At 69.1% G+C, this 22,600-nt stretch carries 21 protein-coding genes and 1 tRNA gene; 7 read left to right on the top strand and 15 right to left on the bottom strand.

The window, feature by feature from the left end:
* Window positions 1-6: 6 nt before the first annotated feature.
* From ACIO52_RS25530 to argS, 15 genes are all read right to left on the bottom strand, one after another.
* Entirely contained in the window at window positions 7-564 is a 558-nt protein-coding gene (locus ACIO52_RS25530; protein ID WP_218721187.1) for a F0F1 ATP synthase subunit B, read from the bottom strand.
* Between the two features lie 5 nt (window positions 565-569).
* Window positions 570-818 (bottom strand): ATP synthase F0 subunit C, encoded by a 249-nt coding sequence (locus tag ACIO52_RS25525; protein ID WP_019045404.1) that lies wholly within the window; start codon window positions 816-818, stop codon window positions 570-572.
* 78 nt (window positions 819-896) lie between these two features.
* A complete protein-coding gene (gene atpB, locus ACIO52_RS25520; protein WP_218721212.1) occupies window positions 897-1,730 on the bottom strand; it encodes a F0F1 ATP synthase subunit A in 834 nt (277 codons plus the stop codon).
* A gap of 308 nt (window positions 1,731-2,038) precedes the next feature.
* Window positions 2,039-2,497 (bottom strand): hypothetical protein, encoded by a 459-nt coding sequence (locus tag ACIO52_RS25515; protein WP_218721188.1) that lies wholly within the window; start codon window positions 2,495-2,497, stop codon window positions 2,039-2,041.
* A 27-nt stretch (window positions 2,498-2,524) separates the two neighbouring features.
* Window positions 2,525-3,655 carry an MraY family glycosyltransferase gene (locus ACIO52_RS25510; RefSeq protein ID WP_218721189.1) on the bottom strand — a complete coding sequence of 377 codons (1,131 nt, stop codon included), beginning with the start codon at window positions 3,653-3,655 and terminating at the stop codon, window positions 2,525-2,527.
* Window positions 3,656-3,668: 13 nt separating this feature from the next.
* On the bottom strand, window positions 3,669-4,334 hold the full coding sequence (locus ACIO52_RS25505; RefSeq protein ID WP_218721190.1) for an L-threonylcarbamoyladenylate synthase: 666 nt from the start codon (window positions 4,332-4,334) through the stop codon (window positions 3,669-3,671).
* Window positions 4,335-4,545: 211 nt separating this feature from the next.
* Window positions 4,546-5,442: a peptide chain release factor N(5)-glutamine methyltransferase gene (prmC, locus tag ACIO52_RS25500; protein ID WP_402647304.1), complete on the bottom strand. Its 897-nt coding sequence runs from the start codon at window positions 5,440-5,442 to the stop codon at window positions 4,546-4,548.
* Between the two features lie 70 nt (window positions 5,443-5,512).
* The gene (prfA, locus tag ACIO52_RS25495) at window positions 5,513-6,592 is read right to left on the bottom strand and encodes a peptide chain release factor 1 (RefSeq protein ID WP_218721192.1); all 1,080 of its coding nucleotides are present in this window, start codon (window positions 6,590-6,592) and stop codon (window positions 5,513-5,515) included.
* A gap of 219 nt (window positions 6,593-6,811) precedes the next feature.
* Window positions 6,812-7,042 (bottom strand): 50S ribosomal protein L31, encoded by a 231-nt coding sequence (gene rpmE / locus ACIO52_RS25490; RefSeq protein ID WP_022567395.1) that lies wholly within the window; start codon window positions 7,040-7,042, stop codon window positions 6,812-6,814.
* Window positions 7,043-7,255: 213 nt separating this feature from the next.
* Complete coding sequence (rho, locus tag ACIO52_RS25485) at window positions 7,256-9,337, bottom strand: transcription termination factor Rho (RefSeq protein WP_218721193.1); 2,082 nt, start codon at window positions 9,335-9,337, stop codon at window positions 7,256-7,258.
* Between the two features lie 340 nt (window positions 9,338-9,677).
* A complete protein-coding gene (thrB, locus tag ACIO52_RS25480) occupies window positions 9,678-10,604 on the bottom strand; it encodes a homoserine kinase (RefSeq protein ID WP_218721213.1) in 927 nt (308 codons plus the stop codon).
* A gap of 25 nt (window positions 10,605-10,629) precedes the next feature.
* Window positions 10,630-11,724, bottom strand: coding sequence for a threonine synthase (gene thrC, locus ACIO52_RS25475; protein WP_342801140.1), 1,095 nt, complete (start codon window positions 11,722-11,724; stop codon window positions 10,630-10,632).
* Window positions 11,721-13,079 carry a homoserine dehydrogenase gene (locus ACIO52_RS25470; RefSeq protein WP_316573688.1) on the bottom strand — a complete coding sequence of 453 codons (1,359 nt, stop codon included), beginning with the start codon at window positions 13,077-13,079 and terminating at the stop codon, window positions 11,721-11,723. The genes thrC and ACIO52_RS25470 overlap by 4 nt, the downstream gene beginning before the upstream one ends.
* Window positions 13,079-14,500 carry a diaminopimelate decarboxylase gene (gene lysA / locus ACIO52_RS25465; RefSeq protein WP_316573687.1) on the bottom strand — a complete coding sequence of 474 codons (1,422 nt, stop codon included), beginning with the start codon at window positions 14,498-14,500 and terminating at the stop codon, window positions 13,079-13,081. Before lysA ends, ACIO52_RS25470 begins: the two co-directional genes overlap by 1 nt.
* A gap of 34 nt (window positions 14,501-14,534) precedes the next feature.
* Window positions 14,535-16,196: an arginine--tRNA ligase gene (gene argS, locus ACIO52_RS25460; RefSeq protein ID WP_402647298.1), complete on the bottom strand. Its 1,662-nt coding sequence runs from the start codon at window positions 16,194-16,196 to the stop codon at window positions 14,535-14,537.
* Between the two features lie 89 nt (window positions 16,197-16,285).
* On the opposite strand from argS, the gene ACIO52_RS25455 reads away from it, so the two are divergent.
* The 7 genes from ACIO52_RS25455 to ACIO52_RS25425 all read left to right on the top strand — a co-directional run bounded on the left by ACIO52_RS25455 (window position 16,286) and on the right by ACIO52_RS25425 (window position 22,599).
* Complete coding sequence (locus ACIO52_RS25455) at window positions 16,286-17,185, top strand: DUF3105 domain-containing protein (RefSeq protein WP_218721198.1); 900 nt, start codon at window positions 16,286-16,288, stop codon at window positions 17,183-17,185.
* Complete coding sequence (locus ACIO52_RS25450; RefSeq protein ID WP_218721199.1) at window positions 17,185-17,928, top strand: DUF305 domain-containing protein; 744 nt, start codon at window positions 17,185-17,187, stop codon at window positions 17,926-17,928. The genes ACIO52_RS25455 and ACIO52_RS25450 overlap by 1 nt, the downstream gene beginning before the upstream one ends.
* A gap of 111 nt (window positions 17,929-18,039) precedes the next feature.
* Window positions 18,040-18,112, top strand: a tRNA-Arg gene (locus ACIO52_RS25445).
* A 110-nt stretch (window positions 18,113-18,222) separates the two neighbouring features.
* Window positions 18,223-18,840, top strand: coding sequence for a hypothetical protein (locus tag ACIO52_RS25440; RefSeq protein WP_316573684.1), 618 nt, complete (start codon window positions 18,223-18,225; stop codon window positions 18,838-18,840).
* 124 nt (window positions 18,841-18,964) lie between these two features.
* Window positions 18,965-19,987 carry an iron ABC transporter substrate-binding protein gene (locus ACIO52_RS25435; protein WP_218721201.1) on the top strand — a complete coding sequence of 341 codons (1,023 nt, stop codon included), beginning with the start codon at window positions 18,965-18,967 and terminating at the stop codon, window positions 19,985-19,987.
* The gene (locus ACIO52_RS25430; protein ID WP_394358665.1) at window positions 19,988-21,544 is read left to right on the top strand and encodes an ABC transporter permease; all 1,557 of its coding nucleotides are present in this window, start codon (window positions 19,988-19,990) and stop codon (window positions 21,542-21,544) included.
* The gene (locus ACIO52_RS25425; RefSeq protein ID WP_402647291.1) at window positions 21,541-22,599 is read left to right on the top strand and encodes an ABC transporter ATP-binding protein; all 1,059 of its coding nucleotides are present in this window, start codon (window positions 21,541-21,543) and stop codon (window positions 22,597-22,599) included. Before ACIO52_RS25430 ends, ACIO52_RS25425 begins: the two co-directional genes overlap by 4 nt.
* Window position 22,600: the final 1 nt, after the last annotated feature.

Here is a 22,600-nt window from a genome sequence, read left to right as displayed (position 1 = left end):
GCGTCGTTACCTTCCGACCCCGATGGCGTCGGTGTCGTCGAGTTCGCTGAGGAACTTGTCGATCGACGCCGCCTGCTTGGCCTCGTCCGAGACAGACTGGCCGATGATCTTCTCGGCCAGGTCGACGGCCGTGCGGCCGACCTCGGAGCGCAGCTCGGTCAGGATCTGCTGGCGCTGGGCTTCCAGCTGGGAGTGACCGGCGGCGACGATACGGTCGCTTTCGGCCTGGGCATCCGCGCGCATCTGCGCGAGGATCTGCTGACCCTGGGTGCGCGCATCCTCGCGGATACGTGCGGCCTCGAGCCGGGCGTCGGCAAGCTGCTGCTGGTACTGCTGCAGCGTCTGCTGTGCCTCTTCCTGCGCGGCTGCGGCCCTGGCGATACCGCCTTCGATCTTGTCGGCACGCTCATCGAGTGTCTTGGTCACACGCGGGATCACGTATTTCCAGAAGAGCACGCCGATGATGGCGACGCAGACGATCGACCAGACGATGTCGTACGTTTCGGGAATGAGAGGATTCACATCCTCTCCCCCTTCGGCAGCGAGCGTGATGAGTTCGCGCATCGGAATCAGAAGATGAAGCCGGCGACGAGGCCGATCAGCGCCAGGGCCTCGGTGAACGCGATACCGAGGAACATGTTGGTACGGATCTGGCCGGCCAGCTCGGGCTGACGGGCGAAGCCCTCGATGGCCTTACCGACGACGATACCCACGCCGATGCCGGGGCCGATCGCGGCGAGACCGTAGCCGATGGCGCCGAAGCCCTTGAAGGTGCTCTCGGTGGTCGCGGCTTCCTGGGCCAGGTAAGCGAGGCTCATGAGTCTTCTTTCCCTTTCTGTTGCTCACCCGCCGGTCGGCGTGTGTAGCAGGTTTGGCAGTACTGGTGTGGATTCAGGTCAGTGGTCGGCGGCGTGCTGCGCGAGGCTGATGTACACCGCGGTCAGCAGGGCGAACACATACGCCTGCAGGAAGATGACCAGCAGCTCGAACAGCGTGAAGCCGATGCCTGCCAGCAGCGAGAAGGGCGTGAAGACCTTCATCCACGCGGTGGCATCGAAGAGGAAGAACCAGGTGGCGCTGAAGAACAGCACCAGCATGATGTGGCCGGCCAGCATGTTCGCCATGAGTCGGACGGTCAGCGTGAACGGGCGCAGGATGAACGTCGAGACGAACTCGATCGGGATCAGCAGCACGTGCAGGGCGGGCGGCACATCCGGAACGACGATGCTGGAGCGCATGTACTTGAAGAAGCCGTACTTGCGGATGCCCACGTAGTTGAACGCGATGTACGCGATCGCGGCGAGCACCAGCGGCATGCCGACTCGCGCATTCGACGAGATGTTCAGGAACGGAACAATGCTGGAGAAGTTCAGGAACAGAACCGTGAAGAAGATCGTCGCGATCAGCGGGAGGAACCGCTTACCGGTTTCCTTACCGAGTACCTCGTCGGCGATCTGCTCCTTGACGAAAACCACCGCGGTTTCCATCACGTTCTGCAGGCCGCGCGGCACGATCTTCGGCGAGCGGAAAGCCAGCACGAAGACGAGCACCACAACGGCGGTCATCAGCAGCCGGATCAGCATCAGGCGGTCGAGTTCGAACGGCGTACCCTCGAACAGCACTGCTGGAGGGAAGAAGTCGGACAGCGATGGCGCGTGGAACTCGCCCGCCGCCAAAGTGATGACGCTCAGCGTTCTCTCCCGTGTTCGGGCCGCGGGTACGACGGTCATTCCCGCGGTTCGATCGGACATTGACGATCAATGGGGTCGACTCTGGTCGGCTCGAAATTCGACAGTTGCTCGTACGGTGTAACCCCGTAAAGCTTCTGTTCGGGCGTCGGCGACATCGTCGACATGCTTCAACCGGGCACATTCCACCCGGATCGGCAGTAAGCATAGCGGCACCGGGCAGGATCTTGGCGATCCCCCCTGGTAACCCGAGGCAATGCCCCGAGTCATCCTGGGCAGCGCCTCCAGCTTGGGTGCTTGCTTACCAACACTTTACCAAGCTATCTACGACAGTGTGTAGCTGGGTGGGATTATTCCTGCTCGGAAGCCGTTTCGTCGTCTCCCGCGCGTGTCGTGACATACGGAACCTTCACGCTCACAACGCCATACGTCTCCGCCCCCAGCACGATGAGCAGGGCTCCGACCACGGTGAAGAACAGCGTGGGCCTGCTGTAGAAGTCGAACTGGTTCAGCACGCCGACGATCACCAGCGCGATCAGCAGCTTGCCGACCCAGCTGACCAGCATGACCAGGCCCGCCGTGCTCGGCGGCAGCTTGGCGCCCAGCAGCACGGCCACCACGGTGGTGAGGATGAACCCGCCGCCGATCGCCGCGCCCAGCAGCGCGCCCCACAGACCCGGCATACCCGCGACGAGGGTGCCGATCACCACCGAGACGACCACGAGGACACCGAGCCCGATCAGGCCGTAGCGCAGCGCGGTGCGCAGAGGGGCGTCGGGTCCTGGCACGGGGGTGGGTGTAAAGCTCACGGGCCGTACTTTACCTTCGGCCGCTTCTCAGCGATTGGCCGACTCCATCCGGCGCATCGACGGGATCGCGGTCACTACCAGGGCGAACACCAATCCACCCGCCACCAGCAGCACCACCAGGCGCCGATCCATCAACGAGGTCCCCACCGCGCCGAAGGCGAGCACGCCGACCCACAAATAGATCAACAGCACAACGCGTCGCTGTGAATGTCCGATCTGCAGCAATCGGTGATGAAGATGCATTTTGTCCGGTGTGGAGAAACTCACGCCGGCGCGCACGCGGCGCACGATCGCCAGCAACAGATCGAGCACCGGAATGAACATCACCGCACCCACCAGCAACAGCGGCGAGAGCAAACCCACAATGTCGCGCGGGCCGTAGCCCTGCAGCGGAATTCGACCCGAGGCACCAGTGGAAACCGCGGCCAGCATCAATCCGATCATCATCGAGCCGGAATCACCCATGAAGATTCGGGCGGGCGAGAAATTGTGCGGCAGAAATCCCAGGCAGGCACCGGCCAGCGCGGCGGCCAGCAACGCGGGCGGATAGGTGTCGACCGAACCGCCCTGGTCATAGAGCAAACCGACGGAGAACACGAAAACCGCGCCGGCGCAGATCAAGCCGAGGCCCGCGGCGAGGCCGTCCAGGCCGTCGACGAAGTTCATCGCGTTCACCAGGGTGACGGTGATTCCCACCGTCACCAGGCCGCCCTGCAGCGCGTCCAGGACGACGGTGGTGTCGTTGAACGGATCGTAGATCACGTACCAGCTCAGGCCCATCACGGCCATCACGCCCGCGGCGGTCACCTGCCCGGCGAATTTGGTGAGCGCGTCCAGGCCCCACCGGTCGTCGACGATGCCGACCAGCACGATGATCGTCGCCGCGACCAGGACCGCCGGAATATCGGGGGCGTAATCGAAACCGCGCCGCAGTGCGGGCAATTGGTGTGCGAACAACACCGCGGCGACCACGCCGACATACATGCCGACACCGCCCATCCGCGGAATCGGCGTGACGTGCACATCGCGCTCACGCGGAATCGCGACCGCGCCGAACGCGATGGCGAGCACCCGGATGCCGCCGGTGGCCAGGAACGTCACCGTGGCGGAGACGAGCAGCACGAGCACCAGCTCGCGCAGGGGAACGACCGTGCTCATCGGATGCGTGCGATCACCGCTGCGCGGGGCTGATCAGGGCATCCGGCGCCATACCGAGGACCTCCGCGACATCGGCCACCGCCACCGCACCTTCCCGCAACACCCGCGGCTGATCCGCGGTCAGATCGACGATCGTCGACGCCACCGCGTGCTCGGCGGGACCGCCGTCGAGATACACACTCGCCAGCGAACCCAGCTGCTCGCGCGCCTGCTCGACGGTGCTGGCCGGGGGCTGCCCCGACACATTGGCACTCGACACGGCCAGCGGACCGACCTCGCGCAGCAGTTCCAGCGCTACCGGATGCAGCGGCATCCGCAGCATCACCGTGCCCCGGGTATCGCCCAGGTCCCACGCCAGCGAGGGCGCGGCCTGCACGACCAGGCTCAGCGCGCCCGGCCAGAACGCCCGGATCAGCTCGCGCGCCTGCGGGCGCACCGAGAACACCAGTCCATCGATGGTGTGCCACGACCCGACGAGCACCGGGACGGGCATATCGCGACCGCGCCGCTTGGCGGCCAGCAGCGCGCCCACCGCGTCGGCGTCGAACGCGTCGGCCGCCAGGCCGTACAGCGTGTCCGTCGGCATGACCACGAGCCGCCCCGACTTCAGCGCGCTGGTCGCCGCGGTCAGCCCAGCGGCCCGCGAATCCTGCTCGGCACAGTCATAGACGGTACTCACGGCTTGTCCGCCTCTCCGCGTTTCTTGCTGGTCTGTGGATGCGGCAAGAGTCTAGCTGTCGGGCCGACGGCGGAATGTGGGGGGACTTTTGGGCGTCCCCGGGATACGCCCGTGGCGCATGCGCGAGCACGGAATTCGTTTCCTGCTGGAAGTGTGCTGCCGGGACTCGGGGGCCGACCTCGTCGGCCCTGGCACGTCGTTCGATCAGGACTCAGGATTTGCTGGGCACTGTCGCGACGACGAAGCGGGGCTTGTCGGCGAGGTCGGCGTGTTCGACGATGCCGGTGAAATCGGCCGCGGCGAGCAGGGCCGCCACTCCCCCGCCGTTGGTGTCGTCGTGTTCGATCGCGGTGGCGCCGCCGGGGCGCAGCAGGCGGGCGATGGTGGGGACCATCCGGCGGATGACATCGAGGCCGTCGGGGCCGCCGAAGAGGGCGCGGTGCGGATCGTGGTCGGCGACCTCGGGGTCGAGGACCGCCGCCTCCGGGATGTAGGGCGGGTTCGACACGACCAGGTCGACGCGGCCGGACAGGGCCGTGAGCAGGGCCGGGTCGGTGACGTCGTCGGCGTGCAGGGTGATCGGGGTGTCGCCGTCGGCGATGCGGTCGTCGACGTTGCGGCGGGCCCAGGTCAGGGCGTCGGGGTCGAGTTCGACGGCGTGGACCTCGGCATCCGGGCGGGCATGCGCGATGGCCAGGGCCAGCGCGCCCGACCCGGTGCACAGGTCGACGACGAGCGGCGCGTGGTCGTGGGGCAGCGTCTCCAGCCAGGCCAGCGCCCAGGCGAACAGCAGCTCGGTCTCCGGGCGCGGCACGAACACCCCGGGACCCACGGCGAGGTCGATCTCGCCCATCGCGGCCGTGCCGGTCAAGTGCTGCAACGGGATTCGCGCGGCCCGCCGATCGACCAGCGCGGCGAATCGCGCGGCCTCGTCCGGCTCGACCATCGGATGCAGCGCCAACCGCATCCGGTCGATCCCGAGCACGTGCGCGGCCAGGTTCTCCGCATCGGGCAGGGGCGAGGCCACGCCCGCCGCGGCCAGTCGCTCGGCGGCCGCGACGATCAGCGGACGCAACCGGACCCGCTCGGTCACCGTGTCGTCCGGCATGCGCGGGCGTCCTCCCTGGTGGCGAGCGTGGCGCGCGTTGCCCGGTCCGGGCGCTGAGCGCTCATCCCGGCTACTCGGCTGCCATCCGGGCGTCGCGGTCGGCCTTGCCGAGCGCGTCGAGCAGCGCGTCCATGTCACCGTCGAGCACGGCGTCGAGGTTGTGCGCCTTGAAACCGATGCGGTGATCGGCGATCCGGTTCTCCGGGAAGTTGTAGGTGCGGATCCGCTCGGAACGGTCCACCGTGCGGATCTGGCTGGCCCGACCGGCCGCCGCCTCCTGCTCGGCCTGCTCCTCGGCCAGCGCCTGCAGCCGAGCCCCGAGCACCTGCATCGCGCGCGCCTTGTTCTGCAGCTGCGACCGCTCGTTCTGGCAGGTCACCACGATGCCGGAGGGCAGGTGGGTGATGCGGACCGCGGAATCGGTGGTGTTGACGCCCTGGCCGCCCTTGCCGGAGGACCGGTAGACGTCGATGCGCAGGTCGGTCTCGTCGATCTGCACCTGCTCGACCTCGTCGGGCTCGGGGTAGATCAGCACGCCGGCGGCCGAGGTGTGGATGCGGCCCTGCGACTCGGTCACGGGCACGCGCTGCACGCGGTGCACCCCACCCTCGAACTTGAAGCGCGACCACACGCCGTCGCGGGCCGCGTCCTTGCTCTTGATCGACAGCGTCGCGTCCTTGTAGCCGCCCAGGTCGGAATAGGTGACGTCGAGCGTCTCCACCTTCCAGCCGTGCCGCTCGGCGTAGCGGATGTACATGCGGGCCAGGTCGGCGGCGAACAGCGCCGATTCCTCGCCGCCCTCACCGGACTTCACCTCGAGCACCACGTCGTCGCCGTCGTGCGGGTCGCGCGGAGCGAGCAGATCGGCCAGTGCCTGCTCGAGCTCCACCAGCTGGGTTTCCAGGCCGGGCACCTCGGCGGCGAACGTGGCGTCGTCGGCGGCCAGCTCACGGGCCGCCTCGAGATCGTCGCGCACCGACTCGAGCTTGCGGTAGGTCGACATCACCGGCGCCAGCTCGGCGAATCGCTTGCCCACCCGCCGGGCCGCACCGGCGTCGTTGTGCAACGACGGATCGGCCAGCTGCGTCTCCAGGCCGGCGTACTCGGCCAGAATGTCGTCGATGGCGGAAGGGGCCGTCTGATCGGCCATGTCGGTGAACTCCTACTGGGGAGGTAGCGGCTGCGGAGTCTGGTGGGCCGAAGGCCCGTCTCGGCCGCCTCGATTCTGGACTGACGGAGCGAAGGAGCGAAGCGACTGAGCGGAGGAGGGAAGAATCGAGGCCGAAAGGCCGAGACCCCGCGGCGCTCGCGCCGCCGAAAATACCGACGCCCGGCCTGCGAAAGCAGAACCGGGCGTCGGGTGAGGCAACTAGCTGGCGTCGGCCTTCTTGCCCGCGCGCTTGCCGTAGCGAGCCTCGAAGCGAGCGACGCGGCCGCCGGTGTCGAGGATCTTCTGCTTGCCGGTGTAGAACGGGTGGCACTGCGAGCAGACCTCGACGGTGATCTGGCCGGACTCCTTGGTGGAGCGAGTCTGGAAGGTGTTGCCGCAACCACACACAACGGTGGTGTCGACATACGTGGGGTGGATTCCTGCCTTCATGGGCGTCCTCTCGATAATGGTCGCCGGGTCGTACACCGCTGGAGCGCGGGATACGTGAACCGGAACCGACTAGGCGGGATGTCTGCGAACTCGCAGACACACAGCGATCCAGTATGCCAGACCTGGCCGCACCCTCCGAAAACACCCCCGGCCACAGGTTTGTTCCCGGCCGGGAAACGCAGCGGGGGCCCGCCGTAGCGGGCCCCCGTCGCGTCACTCGTCGAGTGCGCCCGGTGCGGTCTTGGAGACCGTCATCAGGAACTCGAGGTTGTTCTTGGACTTGCGCAGCCGATCCATCAGCAGATCGATCGCCTGGTGCGAGTCCAGGCCCGAGAGCACGCGCCGCAGCTTGTGCACCACGGCCATCTCGTCGGGCGACATCAGCAACTCGTCGTGGCGGGTGCTGGACGGGTTGATGTCCACCGCCGGGAACACGCGCCGCTCGGCGATCTTGCGATCGAGCTTGAGCTCGGCGTTGCCGGTGCCCTTGAACTCCTCGAAGATCACCGTGTCACCGGTGGAGCCGGTCTCGACCATCGCCGTGGCGATGATGGTGAGCGAGCCACCGTTCTCGATGTTGCGCGCCGCGCCGAGGAACCGCTTGGGCGGGTACAGCGCGGTCGAGTCGACACCACCGGAGAGGATGCGGCCCGAGGCGGGCGAGGAGTTGTTGTACGCGCGGCCCAATCGGGTGATCGAGTCGAGCAGCACGACAACGTCTTTGCCCATCTCCACCAGGCGCTTCGCCCGCTCGATGGCGAGCTCGGCGACCGAGGTGTGGTCGGCCGGCGGCCGGTCGAAGGTGGAGGCGATGACCTCACCCTTCACCGAACGCTGCATGTCGGTGACCTCTTCGGGACGCTCGTCGACCAGCACGACCATGAGGTAGCACTCGGGGTTGTTGATCGCGATCGCGTTGGCGATGTCCTGCATGATCGTGGTCTTACCCGCCTTGGGCGGGGACACGATCAGCGCGCGCTGGCCCTTGCCGATCGGCATGATCAGGTCGATCACACGCGTAGTCAGCTTGTTCTGGGTGGTTTCCAGACGCAGACGCTGGTTCGGGTACAGCGGCGTCAGCTTCTGGAAGTCGGGACGACGCTTGGCCGCCTCCACCTCGCCGCCGTTGACGGTGTCCAGGCGGACCAGCGGGTCGAACTTCTGGCGCTGGTTGCTCTGCTCGCCGTCACGCGGGGCGCGCACCGCACCGGTGATCGCGTCACCGCGGCGCAGGCCGTTCTTGCGCACCAGGTTCATCGAGACGTACACGTCGTTCGGGCCGGCCAGGTAGCCGGAGGTCCGCACGAACGCGTAGTTGTCCAGCACGTCCAGGATGCCGGCGACCGGCTGCAGGACGTCGTCCTCGCGGATCTCGAAGTCGCGGGCCTCGCCGCCACCGCCACCGGCGCCACCATCGCGGTCACGACCACGACGACGCTCACGGAACCGGCGACCCCGGCGACCGCGGCCGCCTTCCTCGTCGTCGCCACCGCGGTCGTCGCGGGGACCGCGATTCCCGGCGTTGTTGCCGTTCTGGCTCTGGTTGCGCTCGTTCTGGTTGCGCTCACCACGGTCGCCACCGGTGCGCTCACCACGGTCGCCACCGGCGCGTTCGCCCCGGTCGCCGCCGTTGCGCTCGCCACGCTCACGCCTGCGCTCGCCCTGCTCGCCACCGTCGGCCTTGTCGGCCTGCTTGGTCTCCTCGGCGCGGTTCTCGGCCTGGGCGTTCTCGCCACCGCCGGAACGGGCCTGGTCACGGCCACGACGCTGCCTGCCACGGCCACGCTGACCGCCCTCGCGACCGGAATCCTCGGTCGACTCGGCGGTCTTGGTCTCGGCCGTCCCCTGCTCGGCCGGGGCCTGCTCGGTCACGACCGCGGCGGCCTGCTTCTCGGCGGGCTCGGCCTTGTCGGCCTTGGCCGGCTTGTCGGCCTTGGCGGGCGCCTCGGTCTTGGCGGGCGCTTCCGCCTTGGCGGGCGCTTCGCTCTTGGCGGCGGGCGCGTCGGCCGTCACGGCGGCGGCCTCGGCGGGCTTACCCGCCTTCGCAGGCGCTCCGGCCTGGTTTTCCTTGATAGCGGCGATGAGATCGCCCTTGCGCATACCGGAGGTGCCTCGGATACCGAGCTCCCCCGCCAATGCGCGCAACTGCGGCAACAGCATTCCAGTCAGCCCCGATCGTGCGACGTCGGTGTGTTCGCTCATTTTCGAAATCTGTCCGGATTCACTTTCGCGGCCGCCCGAGTTCGTAGGGTTGGATTCCACCCCGGGTGTCGCGAGCAGGTCCGTATCTGTCACGGAAATCCTTTCCTTCCCTCGAATGCCGTGTGCTGAATCGAGGGTTCGTTCCGTAGACCCGGCACCCTGTGCCGAGCTCGGATTATGCGTCCGACCGGACGCCTGTGCCGTACTACCCGCCCCGCCGGACCGGAGGCTTCGCCACCAGAAGACAGTGGTGAGGAGAGATCATTCCAGTTGAGCGGCTTCTCGGCGTCGCAGCACCTCCATGGTGTGGAGGCTCGAGCCTGGAGCCTGCTGGAGCGATTGCCCTGATGAAGCACCGGCGTCTGATGCGCACGATGTACGGACTTGCACAGAATAGCTGCCAATTGCGAACAACGGCAAGGCAGGCACGCCGTCAGTCGATCGCGACGCCGTCGGCGATGCCGGGCTCGACCACTCGCAGCCCGTCCGCTTCCGCCTGTTTGCGCAGGTCATCGGGGAAATCTTCGGTGGCGAGCGCCAAAATCGTCGGACCGGCGCCGGAAACGGTGGCCGGAATTCCCGCGGCCCGCAGTCGCTCGATCCAGGTCGTGGTGAGCGGTAGCGCGGGAGCACGCTGAGTCTGGTGCAGCCGGTCGGCGGTGGCGGGCATCAGCAGATCGGGGCGCTCGGTGAGCGCGACGACGGCCAGCGCGGCCCGGCTGACGTTGAACGCGGCGTCACCGTGCGGCACCTGCTCGGGCAGCAGCCCGCGGGTGTGCGCGGTGGACGAGCGTTCCTGCGGGATCAGCACCACCGGGCGCAGCGCCGCGGCGGGGGTCAGCCGCACGGCCCGATAGGCGCGATTCTGCTCGGCATCGGATTCGGTCCACGACACGACGATTCCACCGAGCACGCTGGCCGCGGCGTTGTCGGGATGACCCTCGAACTCCGAGGCCAGCTGCACCAGCTGCGCGCCGTCCAGCCGCAGGTCGGGATCGAACTTGGCGGCCAGCCCGGCGCCGGCGGCCAGGCCGCCGACCACGGCCGAGGCACTGGAACCGAGGCCGCGCGAGTGCGGAATCACGTTGCGGCACACCACGTCGAGGCCGTCGGCCCAGACACCGAGTGATTCCAGTCCGCGTTCGATCGCCCGCACCACCAGATGCGTTGGGCCCCACGGCACGTCGTCGGCGCCCTCACCCTCGACCCGGATCTCGAGACCCGAATCGGTGGTGCGCACCACGATCTCGTCGTAGAGACCCAATGCCATTCCCAGGCAATCGAATCCGGGACCGAGGTTGGCCGTAGAAGCGGGAACGCGCACGGTCACTTCGAGACCGGCGGGCAGGGTAGCGGTCATCAGCCTGCTCTCGCGTGCGCTCAACTCAGGCCAGCTCGAGCTCGTGGGCGATGGCCACCGGGTCGACGGCGATCGGCTTGACCTCGGGCATGCCGGCCAGCGCGTTGTCGGGGTCCTTGAGACCGTTGCCGGTCACCGTGCAGACCACGGTCAGGCCCGAATCCAGCCAGCCCTCCGCGCGAGCGGCCAGCAGACCGGCCACGCTCGCCGCCGACGCGGGCTCGACGAAGACGCCCTCGGTCGCCGCGACCAGCCGGTAGGCGGCCAGGATCTCCTCGTCGGTGGCCGCGCGGAACGCGCCACCGGACTGCTCCTTGGCCTCCATCGCCCCGTTCCACGACGCCGGGGCGCCGATCCGGATCGCGGTGGCCACGGTCTCGGGGTCACGCACCGGCGCGCCGTTGACCAGCGGGGCCGCACCGGCGGCCTGCACGCCGAGCATGCGCGGCAGCCCCGAGGTGATGCCGTCGGCGTGGTACTCGCGGTACCCACGCCAGTAGGCGGTGATGTTGCCCGCGTTGCCCACCGGCAGCACGTGCACATCGGGCGCCTTGCCCAGCACATCGCAGATCTCGAACGACGCGGTCTTCTGCCCCTCGATCCGCGCCGGGTTCACCGAGTTCACCAGCCCGACCTCGGGGAAGTCCGAGGTGACCTTGCGGGCCAGCTCGAGACAGTCGTCGAAGTTGCCCTCGACCTGGATGATCTTCGCACCCAGCATCACGGCCTGGGCCAGCTTGCCCATCGCGATCTTGCCCTGCGGGATCAGCACCGCGCACTCCATGCCCGCGCGGGTGGCGTAGGCGGCGGCCGAGGCCGAGGTGTTGCCGGTCGAGGCGCACAGCACGGCCTTCTGGCCGCGGTACTTCGCGTCGGTCATCGCCATCGTCATGCCGCGGTCCTTGAAGGAACCGGTCGGGTTGGCACCCTCGACCTTGAGGTAAACCTCGCACCCGGTCAGCTCGGACAGGTGCGTCGCGGGGACCAGCGGGGTACCGCCCTCGAACAGGGTGACCGGCTCCCAGTCGGCCGCACCGGCCAGCCGGTCGCGGTAGGCCGCGATCAGACCCGGCCAGCGCGAGTGCACGCCGAGCTGGGGGGCGATGCCAGTGGTGCTCATGATTCTTCGGTGCCTTCCAGTCTGAGAACGCTGGTCACGGAGGTGACGGAATCCATGTCCGCCAATGCCGCGACAGTATCGGCCAGCGAGGACTCCACCGCATGGTGGGTGACGACCACGAGCCGGGCGCCGTCGCCGTGCCCCTGCTGACGCACGGTGGAGATGCTCACCCCGTGCTGGGCGAAGGTGTCGGCCACCGCGGCGAGCACGCCGGGCCGGTCCGCCACCTGCAGGTTCACGTGGTAGCGGGTGGGGGTGTCCCCGATCGGCGCGATCGGCAGCTCAGCATAGACCGACTCGCCGGGAGCGCGGCCACCGTAGAACTTGTTGCGGGCGGCCATCACGAGGTCGCCGAGCACGGCCGAGGCGGTCGGCGCGCCACCGGCGCCCTGACCGTAGAACATCAGCCTACCGGCGTTGTCGGCCTCGACGACGACGGCGTTGAACGCACCGTTGACCGAGGCCAGCGGGTGCTTGCGCGGGATGAGCGCCGGGTACACCCGCACCGAGACGCGGTCCTTGCCGCCTTCGGCGGAGGTGGGCTCCCCCGGACCGGCCGCGACGCGCTCGCAGATGGCGAGCAGCTTCACGGTGCAGCCGACGGCGGAGGCGGTTTCCAGATCCTCGGCGGTGATCTTGGAGATGCCCTCGCGATACACATCGGCCGCGGTCACGCGGGTGTGGAAGGCCAGCGAGGCCAGGATGGCGGCCTTGGCGGCGGCGTCGAAGCCCTCGACGTCGGCGGTGGGGTCGGCCTCGGCGTAGCCCAGCTCGGTCGCCTCGGCGAGCACGTCGTCGTAGGCGGCGCCGGTCTCGTCCATCGCGGAGAGGATGAAGTTGGTGGTGCCGTTGACGATGCCGACCACGCGGTTCACCCGGTCACCCGACAGCGACTGGATCAGCGGACGGACCACCGGGATCGCGCCGGCGACGGCGGCCTCGAAGTACAGGTCGGCGCGGCTGCGCTCGGCGGCGGCGGCCAGCTCACCGGTGTAGTCGGCCAGCAGCGCCTTGTTGGCGGTGACGACGGACTTGCCCCCGCTCAGGGCGGCGCCGATCAGCGCACGGGCGGGATCGATGCCACCCATGACCTCGACCACCAGGTCGACATCGTCGCGGGCGACCAGCGCCTCGGCGTCGGTGGTGAGCAGTTCGGCGGGCAGGCCGCGGTCCTTGCTCAGGTCGCGTACGGCCACGCCGCGCAGCACCAGCGGCGCGCCGACGCGCGAGCGCAGGTCGTCGGCGTGGTCGCGCAGCACGCGGACGACCTCGGTACCCACTGTGCCCATGCCGAGCACGGCGACACCCAGCGGGCGCCCCGCGTCCCCGATCGAATCGCTCCGCGATGCGTTCATCATTCCACCTCCAGGCTGAGCAGGTCCGCCACCGTTTCCCGGCGCAGAATCAGTCGCGACGCACCGTCGCGCACCGCGACCACCGCGGGCCGGGTGAGCTGGTTGTAGCGGCTCGACATCGAGTAGCAGTACGCGCCGGTCGCCGCGACGGCGACCAGGTCACCGGGGCCCGCATCGGCAGGCATCCAGGTGTCACGAATGACGATATCGCCACTCTCGCAATGCTTTCCGACCACACGCGCGACGACCGCATGGGCGTCCGACGAGCGCGAGACCAGACGGCAATCGTAATCGGCCTGGTACAGCGCGGGACGGATATTGTCGCTCATGCCGCCGTCGACGCTGACGTAGCGACGACGCGCGCCACCGTCGAGCTCGACGTCTTTGATGGTGCCGACCTCGTAGAGCGTGACGGTGCCCGGCCCCGCGATGGCGCGACCCGGCTCGACGGCGATGGTCGGCTCGGGCAGCCCGGCGCGGGCGGCCTCGGCGGCGACCAGACCGCGCAGGTTGGCGGCGAACTCGTCCAGCGGCGGCGGGTTGTCGCTCGGCAGGTACGAGATACCGAGGCCACCGCCCAGATCCAGGGTGGAGATCTGTGCGGTGCGCTCGATACCGAATTTGTCGATGGCCTCGCGGAGCAGGCCGAGCATGCGGCGCGCGGCGATCTCGAAGCCGTCGAGCTCGAAGATCTGCGAGCCGATGTGACTGTGCAGACCGACCAGGCGCAGGTTGTCGGCCTCGAAGACGCGGGCCAGCGCCTCCATGGCGTCGCCACCGGCGATCGAGAAACCGAACTTCTGGTCCTCGTGCGCGGTGGAGATGTACTCGTGGGTGTGCGCCTCGACACCGACGGTGACCCGGACCAGCACGTCCTGCACCACGCCCGCGGCACCGGCGACCGCTTCGAGCCGCTCGATCTCGTAGAGCGAGTCGACGACCACGTGGCCGACGCCCGCCGCGACCGCGGCCTCGAGCTCGGGCACCGACTTGTTGTTGCCGTGCAGCGCGATGCGCTCGGCCGGGAACCCGGCGTGCAGCGCGATGGCCAGCTCGCCACCGGAGCAGACGTCCAGCGACAGCCCCTCGTCGCGGATCCAGCGCGCGATCTCACCGCACAGGAACGCCTTGGACGCGTAGTGCACGCGGGCGTTGGGCCCGAAAGCGCGCACCATGTCGCGGCAGCGGGAGCGGAAATCGTCCTCGTCGACGACGAACAGCGGGGTGCCGTACTGCTGGGCCAGCTCGGTGATCGGCACCCCGGCCACCCGCACGACGCCGTCCTCGCCACGAGCGGCGTTGCGCGGCCACACGTTGGCGGGCAGGTCGATCATCTCGCGCGGATCGGTCGGGCGCTCGGGCAGGCTCGGGGCGTGCGGGATCTCTGCGTGCCGGGGACCGGCCGGGTGTGCACCACTCACAGTTGTGCGTCCTTCCTGAAAAGCTTGCCGGTGGTCACATGCGCTCCGGTGCGCTGACGCCGAGCAGGGCCAAACCGTTGGCCAGCACCTGGCGGGTGGCCTTGACCAGTTCGAGCCGGGCGGCGTTGAGCGGGGTGACGGCGTCGTCACCCTTGGGCAGCACGCGCATGTCGTCGTCGGACTGGAAGGGGTGGTAGACACCGGCCAGTTCTTCGAGGTAGCGGGCGATGCGGTGGGGTTCGCGGGTCTCGGCGGCGGTGGCGACCACGCGCGGGAAATCACCGAGGGTGCGGATCAGGTCGCCTTCGCGCGCCGAGGTCATCAGCGCGAAATCCGGTGCGACGGTGGCGAACTCGGCGTACTTGGCGGCATTGCCGAGGATGCTGTTGGTCCGCGAGTGCGCGTACTGCACGTAGTAGACCGGGTTCTCGCTGCTCGCCTTGGTCCACAGGTCGAGATCGATGTCGATGCTCGAGTTCACCGAGGAGCGCACCAGCGAGTAGCGGGCCGCGTCGACGCCGATCTGCTCGACCAGGTCGTTGAGGGTCACCACGGTGCCGGCGCGCTTGCTCATCTTCACGGCCTGGCCGTCGCGGACCAGATTCACCATCTGCCCGATCAGCACCTCGACGGTGTCGGGGTTGTCGCCGAAGGCGGCCGCGGCGGCCTTCAACCGGCCGATGTAGCCGTGGTGGTCGGCGCCGAGCATGTAGATGGCCAGGTCGAAGCCACGCGCGCGCTTGTTCTGGAAGTAGGCGATGTCACCGGCGATGTAGGCGGCGTTGCCGTCGCTCTTGAGGACGACGCGGTCCTTGTCGTCGCCGTATTCGGTGGACGCGATCCACCAGGCGCCGTCCTTCTCGTACAGGTTGCCGGAGTTCTTGAGCTCCTCGACGGCCCGCTCGACGGCGCCGGAGGCGAACAGTTCGCTCTCGTTGAAGTACACGTCGAAATCGGTGCCGAAGTCGTGCAGATCCTGCTTGATCTGGGCGAACATCTGCTGCACGCCCTCGCGCCGGAACAGTTCGTGCCGCTCGTCGGCGGGCAGGGTGAGCGCATCGGAGTGCGCGGCGACGATGCTCGCGCTGATCTCCTGGATGTACTCGCCCGCGTAGCCGTCCTCGGGGGTCGGCTCGCCGAGCGCGGCCGCGACCAGCGACTTGGCGAAGCGGTCGATCTGCGCGCCGTGGTCGTTGAAGTAGTACTCCCTGGTCACGTCGGCGCCCTGCGCGGCCAGGATGCGGCCCAGCGCGTCACCGACGGAAGCCCAGCGGGTGCCACCGAGGTGCACGGGGCCGGTCGGGTTGGCGGAGACGAACTCGAGGTTGATCTTGGTGCCGGCCAGGGCCGCGCCGGTGCCGAACTTCTCGCCCGCGGCCAGGATCTGCGCGATGATCGCGCCCTGCGCCGAGGCGGCCAGGCGGATGTTGAGGAAGCCGGGACCCGCGACGTCGGCCACATCGATGCCGTCGGTCGCCGAGAGCGCCTCGGCCAGCCAGCCCGCGAGTTCGCGCGGATTGGTTCCCACGCGCTTGGCCACCTGCATCGCCACATTCGTGGCATAGTCGCCGTGTTCGGGGTTGCGCGGACGCTCCACTGTGACCTGCTCGGGCAGGACCGACGAGTCCAGTCCGCGTTCGACAAGCACCTTCGCGGCGGTGGTGCGAAGGAGATCTGCAAGGTCAGCTGGAGTCACGAGTCTCTATCCTATTGGCTGGGCGCCTCGCAACCACGACCGCCCGGTACGAACGTCCCGATCCACACGTCGAAAGAGCACAACGAGCGATGCCGAGCAGGACCAGCGCCACATCAGCCAAGGCCGTCCGGGCCGCGGGGAAGTCGTCTCCGTCCCGCAAACCCGGCAAGGGCAACCTTCCGCACAAGAAGCGCGACGTGCCCTGGGCCCTGCTGGGCGCCGGTGTCGCGATCGTCGCGCTGATCGGCCTGCTGGCCTACAGCCTGGTGCCCAAGTACCTGGACCAGGCCGCGATCCGGGAAGCCCAGACCGACCTCAAGGAATGGGTGCCGTCCAAGGAGAACCAGGACCCCTCGGCCAAGATCAGCGGCGTCGTCAAGCAGGAGTACCCGGCCGGTCTGCACGTGACCGCGGCCCAGCGCGTCGCCTATGACAAGGCGCCCGCCTACGGTGGCCCGCACGATGGCGCGTGGGCCAACTGCACCGGCACCGTCTACGCCAAGCCGATCCGGATGGAGAACGCGGTCCACTCGCTCGAGCACGGCGCGGTCTGGATCGCCTACAACCCGGACAAGGTCGACGCGGCGGGCGTGGAGAAGCTGTCGAACTACGTCAAGGGCCGCCAGTACTCGCTGATGTCGCCCTACCCGGGACTCGACGCGCCGATCGCGCTGCAGTCGTGGGGTCACCAGCTCAAGCTCGATTCCGCCGACGACGCGCGGATCAAGCAGTTCATCTCCGCCCTGCGCGAGAACCCGTACGCCTACCCCGAGGTCGGCGCGAGCTGCTCGAACCCGATCTTCGACGCCAACAACCCGCCGCCGTTCGACCCGGCGCCCTACGGCCCCGAGGCCGTGCCGATGGACGGCAAGGGCCTGACCCAGGACCAGTCCGAGCTCGGCGCGGGTGCCGGTCTGCCCGGCGGCGCGGGTCTGCCCGGTCTGCCCGACGGCTTCCAGATGCCGGGCACCCAGCCCGCGGGCCAGTAGTGGGAACCGACAGCGCGGTCGACCCCGACCACACCGCGCCCGAGCCCGAGGACGCCGCGGCCGAGGCGGGCGCGCGTCGCCCGGCCGGGGCGATCCTGGTGCTCGGCGCGATCGGCCTGCTGCTGCTGGGCGCCGTCGCGGGCGTGCTGCTGCGGATGCCGCTGAACGAGGCCGATACTCCGGCGCCGGGCCCTGTCGACGTGGGGTTCAGCCAGGACATGTCGGCCCATCACGCGCAGGCCGTCGACATGGCGGGCGCGGCGCTGATCGGCTCGACCGACAACGACGTGCGCAGGCTCGCCTACGACATCCTCACCACCCAGCAGAACCAGATCGGCCGGATGCAGGGCTGGTTGCAGCTGTGGGGCGAGCCGAACCAGAACGTCGACGGCTACATGGGCTGGATGACCGACCACGGCGCGGGCGCGCACGGCCACGGTGCCGCGACGACCACCGGGCACGCGATGGCGGGCCCGATGACGTCGATGCCCGGCATGGCCAGCCAGGAGGAGATGACGACGCTGCGCCGCTCCACCGGCGCCGCGATGGACACCCTGTTCCTGCAGCTCATGCTGCGCCACCACCAGGGCGGTGTGCCGATGCTCGACTACGCCGCCGAGCACGCCGACACCACCGAGGTGCGCACCCTGGCCGCGCAGATGTCCAAGACCCAAGCGGGCGAGTCCCAGTTGATGGAGAGCATGCTGGCCGCCCGCGGCGCCAGCCCGCTCCCACTGAGCTGATCGAGTGCCGGACCGGGTCAACCGCCCGGTCCGGCACCGTTTTTGGCGCACCGCACTCGATGCGATACGCTGTCGCTGCCCGATCGCCTCACCGCGACCGGCATCTATCCCGCCCTCGTAGCTCAGGGGATAGAGCGTCTGCCTCCGGAGCAGAAGGCCGCAGGTTCGAATCCTGCCGAGGGCACATTTCGAGGCCCCGTCCGTTCGGTCGGGGCCTCGTTCGTTTGAAATCAGGTTGTTCACGCACGGTTCCACAGGTTTCGGGGCCTCGCCCCGATGACATAGGAGCGAGGCTTGACGAATCCGCCAGAAGGACAGCAACCACCGTTCGGGCAGCAGCCGCCCGGGATGCCCTCGGGACCGCCCGGGTACCCGCACGCCGGGTTCGGGCCGGGACAGACGCCGCCCCCGGGGCCGCCCGGAGCGCCGGACGTGTTCCCGCCCCAGCAGCCGCCGAAGAAGAAGCGGACCGGGTTGTTCATCGCGCTGGGCGTGGTCGCGCTGGTGGTGATCGGCGCGCTGGTCACCGGGGTGGTGCTGACGCTCCAGGGGCGCACCCCGTTGTCCTCGGACGACAAGAAGATCGAGGTCGCGATCCGCGATTTCTACGACACGCTCGACGCGGACGGGTTCATCGCCGCGGCGGAGCTGGCCTGCGAGGCCGACCGGGCCGAGATCGCCAACCTCTCGCCCGAGCAGCGGCAGCAGTTCGATTCGGCGACGGTCTCGGTGACCATCGACAACGTCGAGGACATCGTCATCACCGGTGACACCGCCAAGGCGACGGTGGTCGGCAAGCTGACACTCTCGGTCGCGGGGGAGGAGCCCGACACCGAGGACAGCACCGAAGAGCATCTGAAGAAGGAAGACGGCACCTGGAAGATCTGCTCGGCGCCGGCCACCAAGCACTGATCGAGCCCCCGGCGGCCCGTCCCGAACCCGGGGCGGGCCGCCGTTGCGTCCACGCACGTCAGGCGGGGTATCTTGCTTAGGTAAGCCTCATCATAGGATGGGGTACCTGTGTGGAAGGACGGCGATGACGTCGCGTAGTTGGAAACCCCTGGCCGGGCTGATGGCGATCGCGGTGGCGGCGCTCGGTGTGAGCGCCTGCTCGTCCTCCTCGGGCGACGCCGACGAGATCACCGTCTACAACGCCCAGCACGAGTCGCTCACCAAGGAGTGGGCCGCGGCGTTCACCAAGGAGACCGGGATCAAGGTCGTCCTGCGTCAGGGTGGCGACACCGCGCTGGGCAACCAGCTGGTCGCCGAGGGCGCCAACTCCCCCGCCGACGCCTTCCTCACCGAGAACTCCCCGGCCATGGCACTGGTCGAGAACGCGGGCCTGTTCGCCGACGTCGACAAGGCCACCCTCGACCAGGTCCCCGCCCAGTACCGCCCGTCGACCGGCAAGTGGACCGGTGTCGCGGCGCGTGCCACGGTCTTCGTCTACAACAAGGACAAGCTGCCGACCGCGGGCCTGCCCGCCTCGCTGCTCGACCTGGCGCAGCCGCAGTGGAAGGGCCGCTGGGGCGCGGGCACCTCCGGCGCCGACTTCCAGGCGATCGTCGCGGGCCTGCTCGCGCTGAAGGGCGAGGACGTGACCCGCTCCTGGCTGCAGGGCATGAAGGCCAACGCGACCTCGCTGCAGAACAACGTCGCGACCATGAAGGCGGTGAACTCGGGCAACCCCGAGGGCGGCGTGATCTACCACTACTACTGGTACCGCGATCAGGCCAACACCAAGGAAGGCAGCGCGAACACCGCGCTGCACTACTTCAAGAACCAGGACCCCGGCGCCTTCGTCAGCGTGTCCGGCGGCGGCGTGCTGAAGTCGAGCAAGAAGCAGGAGGCCGCGCAGAAGTTCCTGGCCTACATCACCGGCAAGCAGGGCCAGGAGATCCTGCGCGACGGCACGTCGATGGAGTACCCCGTGGCGAGCGATGTCGCCGCGAACCCCGCGCTGCCACCGCTGGCCGACCTGCAGGCGCCGGCGATCGATCCCAGCAAGCTCGATTCGAAGAAGGTCACCCAGCTGATGACCGAGGCGGGACTGCTGTAAGTGGCCCTGCGGACCGCATCGACGACAGCACCCCGGGTCGGCAGGCCCGGGGTGTTCGTCACGCTCGTCGCGCTGACATTGACGGCGGCGACCTTCATTCCCCTGGGCTACATCGTCTCGGTGCTGTTCGACACCGGCCTGCGTGAAGCCGCCGCGCTGGTGTTCCGGCCACGGGTCGGCGAGTTGCTCACCAATACCGTCGCGCTGGTGGTGTGGACGGTTCCGGTGTGTGTGGTGCTCGGGGTCGGGCTGGCCTGGCTGGTCGAGCGCACCGACGTGCCGGGCCGGGCGTGGTGGGGTCCGGTGCTGGTCGCGCCGCTGGCGGTGCCCGCGTTCGTCAACAGCTACGGCTGGGTGAGCGCGTTCCCGTCGATGTACGGGCTGTCGGCGGCGGTCATCGTGGCCACGATGTCGTACTTCCCGCTGGTGTATCTGCCGGTGGCCGCCACGCTGCGCCGCCTCGATCCGGCCGTCGAGGAGTCGGCGCGCGCCCTCGGGTCGGGGCCGGTGGAAGTGTTCTGGCGCATCGTGGTGCCGCAGTTGCGGCTGGCGATCCTGGGCGGCGCGCTGCTGATCGGTCTGCACCTGCTCGCCGAGTACGGCGCGTTCGTGATGCTGCGCTACGACACATTCACCACCGCGATCTTCGAGCAGTACCAGAGCAGTTTCGCCGGACCCGCGGGCAGCATGCTGGCCGGTGTGCTCGTCCTGTGCTGTCTGACGCTGCTCGGCGGCGAGGCGCTGCTGCGCGGGAACGCGCGCTACGCCAGGCTGGGCGCGGGCGCGCAGCGCGCGGCGCGGCCGATCGCCCTGGGCTGGTGGCGGATTCCGCTGTTCGGCGTGCTGGTCGCGGTGGTCGGCGGCGCGCTCGGCGTGCCGCTGTGGACGATCGGGCGCTGGTTGTGGCTGGGCGGCGCGGCGGTCTGGGACACCGCGGTGATCGGGCAGGCGCTGGGCCAGACGATCGGTCTGGCGGCGGCGGCCGCGCTGATCACCGCCCTGTGCGCGTTCCCCGTCGCGTGGATCGCGGTGCGCTCGACCAGCAGGTTCGCCCGGGTGATCGAGGGCGCGAACTACATCACCAGCTCGCTGCCCGGCATCGTGATCGCGCTCGCGCTGGTGACGGTCACCATCCGCTGGACCCCGCCGCTCTATCAGACGGTGACGCTGGTCGTGATCGCCTACGCGCTGATGTTCCTGCCCCGCGCGCTGGTGAGCGTGCGGGCCGGGCTGGCGCAGGTGCCGGTCGGACTGGAGGAGGTGTCGCGCTCGCTGGGCGAATCGGCCTCGGCCACGTTCTTCCGGGTGACCCTGCGGATGACCGCGCCCGCCGCCGCCTCGGCCGCGGCGCTGGTGTTCGTCGCCGTGTCCACCGAGCTCACCGCGACACTGTTGCTGGCGCCCAATGGAACTCGCACGTTGGCCATGCAGTTCTGGGGCCTGTCGGGCGAACTCGACTACGCCGGCGCCGCACCGTACGCGCTGATCATGATCGTCGCCGCGATCCCGGTGACCTATGTGCTGTTCACCCAGTCCAGAAAGGCGGCCGGGGTATGAGTCGGCTTCTCGTGCGCGCGGTGTCGAAGACCTTCGGCTCGACGCGGGTCCTCGACCACATCGATCTCGACGTCCCCGACGGCACCGCCGCGGCCGTCGTCGGCGCGTCGGGCTGCGGCAAGACGACGCTGCTCCGGGTGATCGCCGGCTTCGAGGCGCCCGAGACGGGCACGGTGCAGCTGGGCGCGGAAACCGTTGTGCGCCACGGTGTCTGCCTGCCACCACAGCGCAGGCGGATCGGCTACGTCGCGCAGGACGGTGCGTTGTTCCCGCACCTGAGCGTCGCCGACAACATCGCCTACGGCCTGCACACCGGCTGGCGCGGGCTGGGCGATCGGCTGCGCCGTCACCGCGACCGCGACCGCGTCGTCGAGCTGCTGGCGATGGTGTCGCTGGATCCCGGTTACGCCGATCGCACGCCGCACCAGCTCTCCGGCGGCCAGCAGCAGCGGGTGGCGCTGGCCCGGGCACTGGCCCGCAAGCCCGATCTGATGCTGCTCGACGAGCCTTTCAGCGCCCTCGACACCGGCCTGCGCGCCACCACCCGCCAGGCGGTCGCCGACACCCTGCGCGCCGCGGGCATGACCAGCATCCTGGTCACCCACGATCAGGAGGAGGCGCTGAGCTTCGCCGAACAGGTGGCCGTCATGCGCGACGGCCGCTTCACCCAGGTGGGCCCGCCCGAGCAGGTCTATCACCATCCGGCCGACCTGTTCACCGCCCGCTTCCTCGGCGACTGCATTCTGCTCGACGCACTCTGCGAGGCCGACGTCGCCAAGTCCGCGCTCGGCGCGGTCCCGGTCCAGCGCGACGCCCCCACCGGCGAGACCACCCTGATGCTGCGGCCCGAACAACTCACCGCCGAGGTCGTCACCGCCGAGCACAGCGGGACGGTGACCGAGGTCGACTTCCGCGGTCCCGATGTCATCCTGACCATCGAGCTGGCCGAGGGCGCCGGGACCGTCACGGTCCGCCGCACCGGCATCGCGGCACCCGCGCGCGGCGATCGCGTGCGCCTGACCGTGCAGGGTTCCGGGACTGCCTACGAGAAATAGG

It is taken from the genome of Nocardia sp. NPDC087230 (assembly GCF_044744725.1).
In the GTDB taxonomy this organism is placed as follows: domain Bacteria; phylum Actinomycetota; class Actinomycetes; order Mycobacteriales; family Mycobacteriaceae; genus Nocardia; species Nocardia canadensis.
Note: the sequence above shows the minus strand (reverse complement) of the source record. Positions and strands in the feature narration are given on the sequence as shown.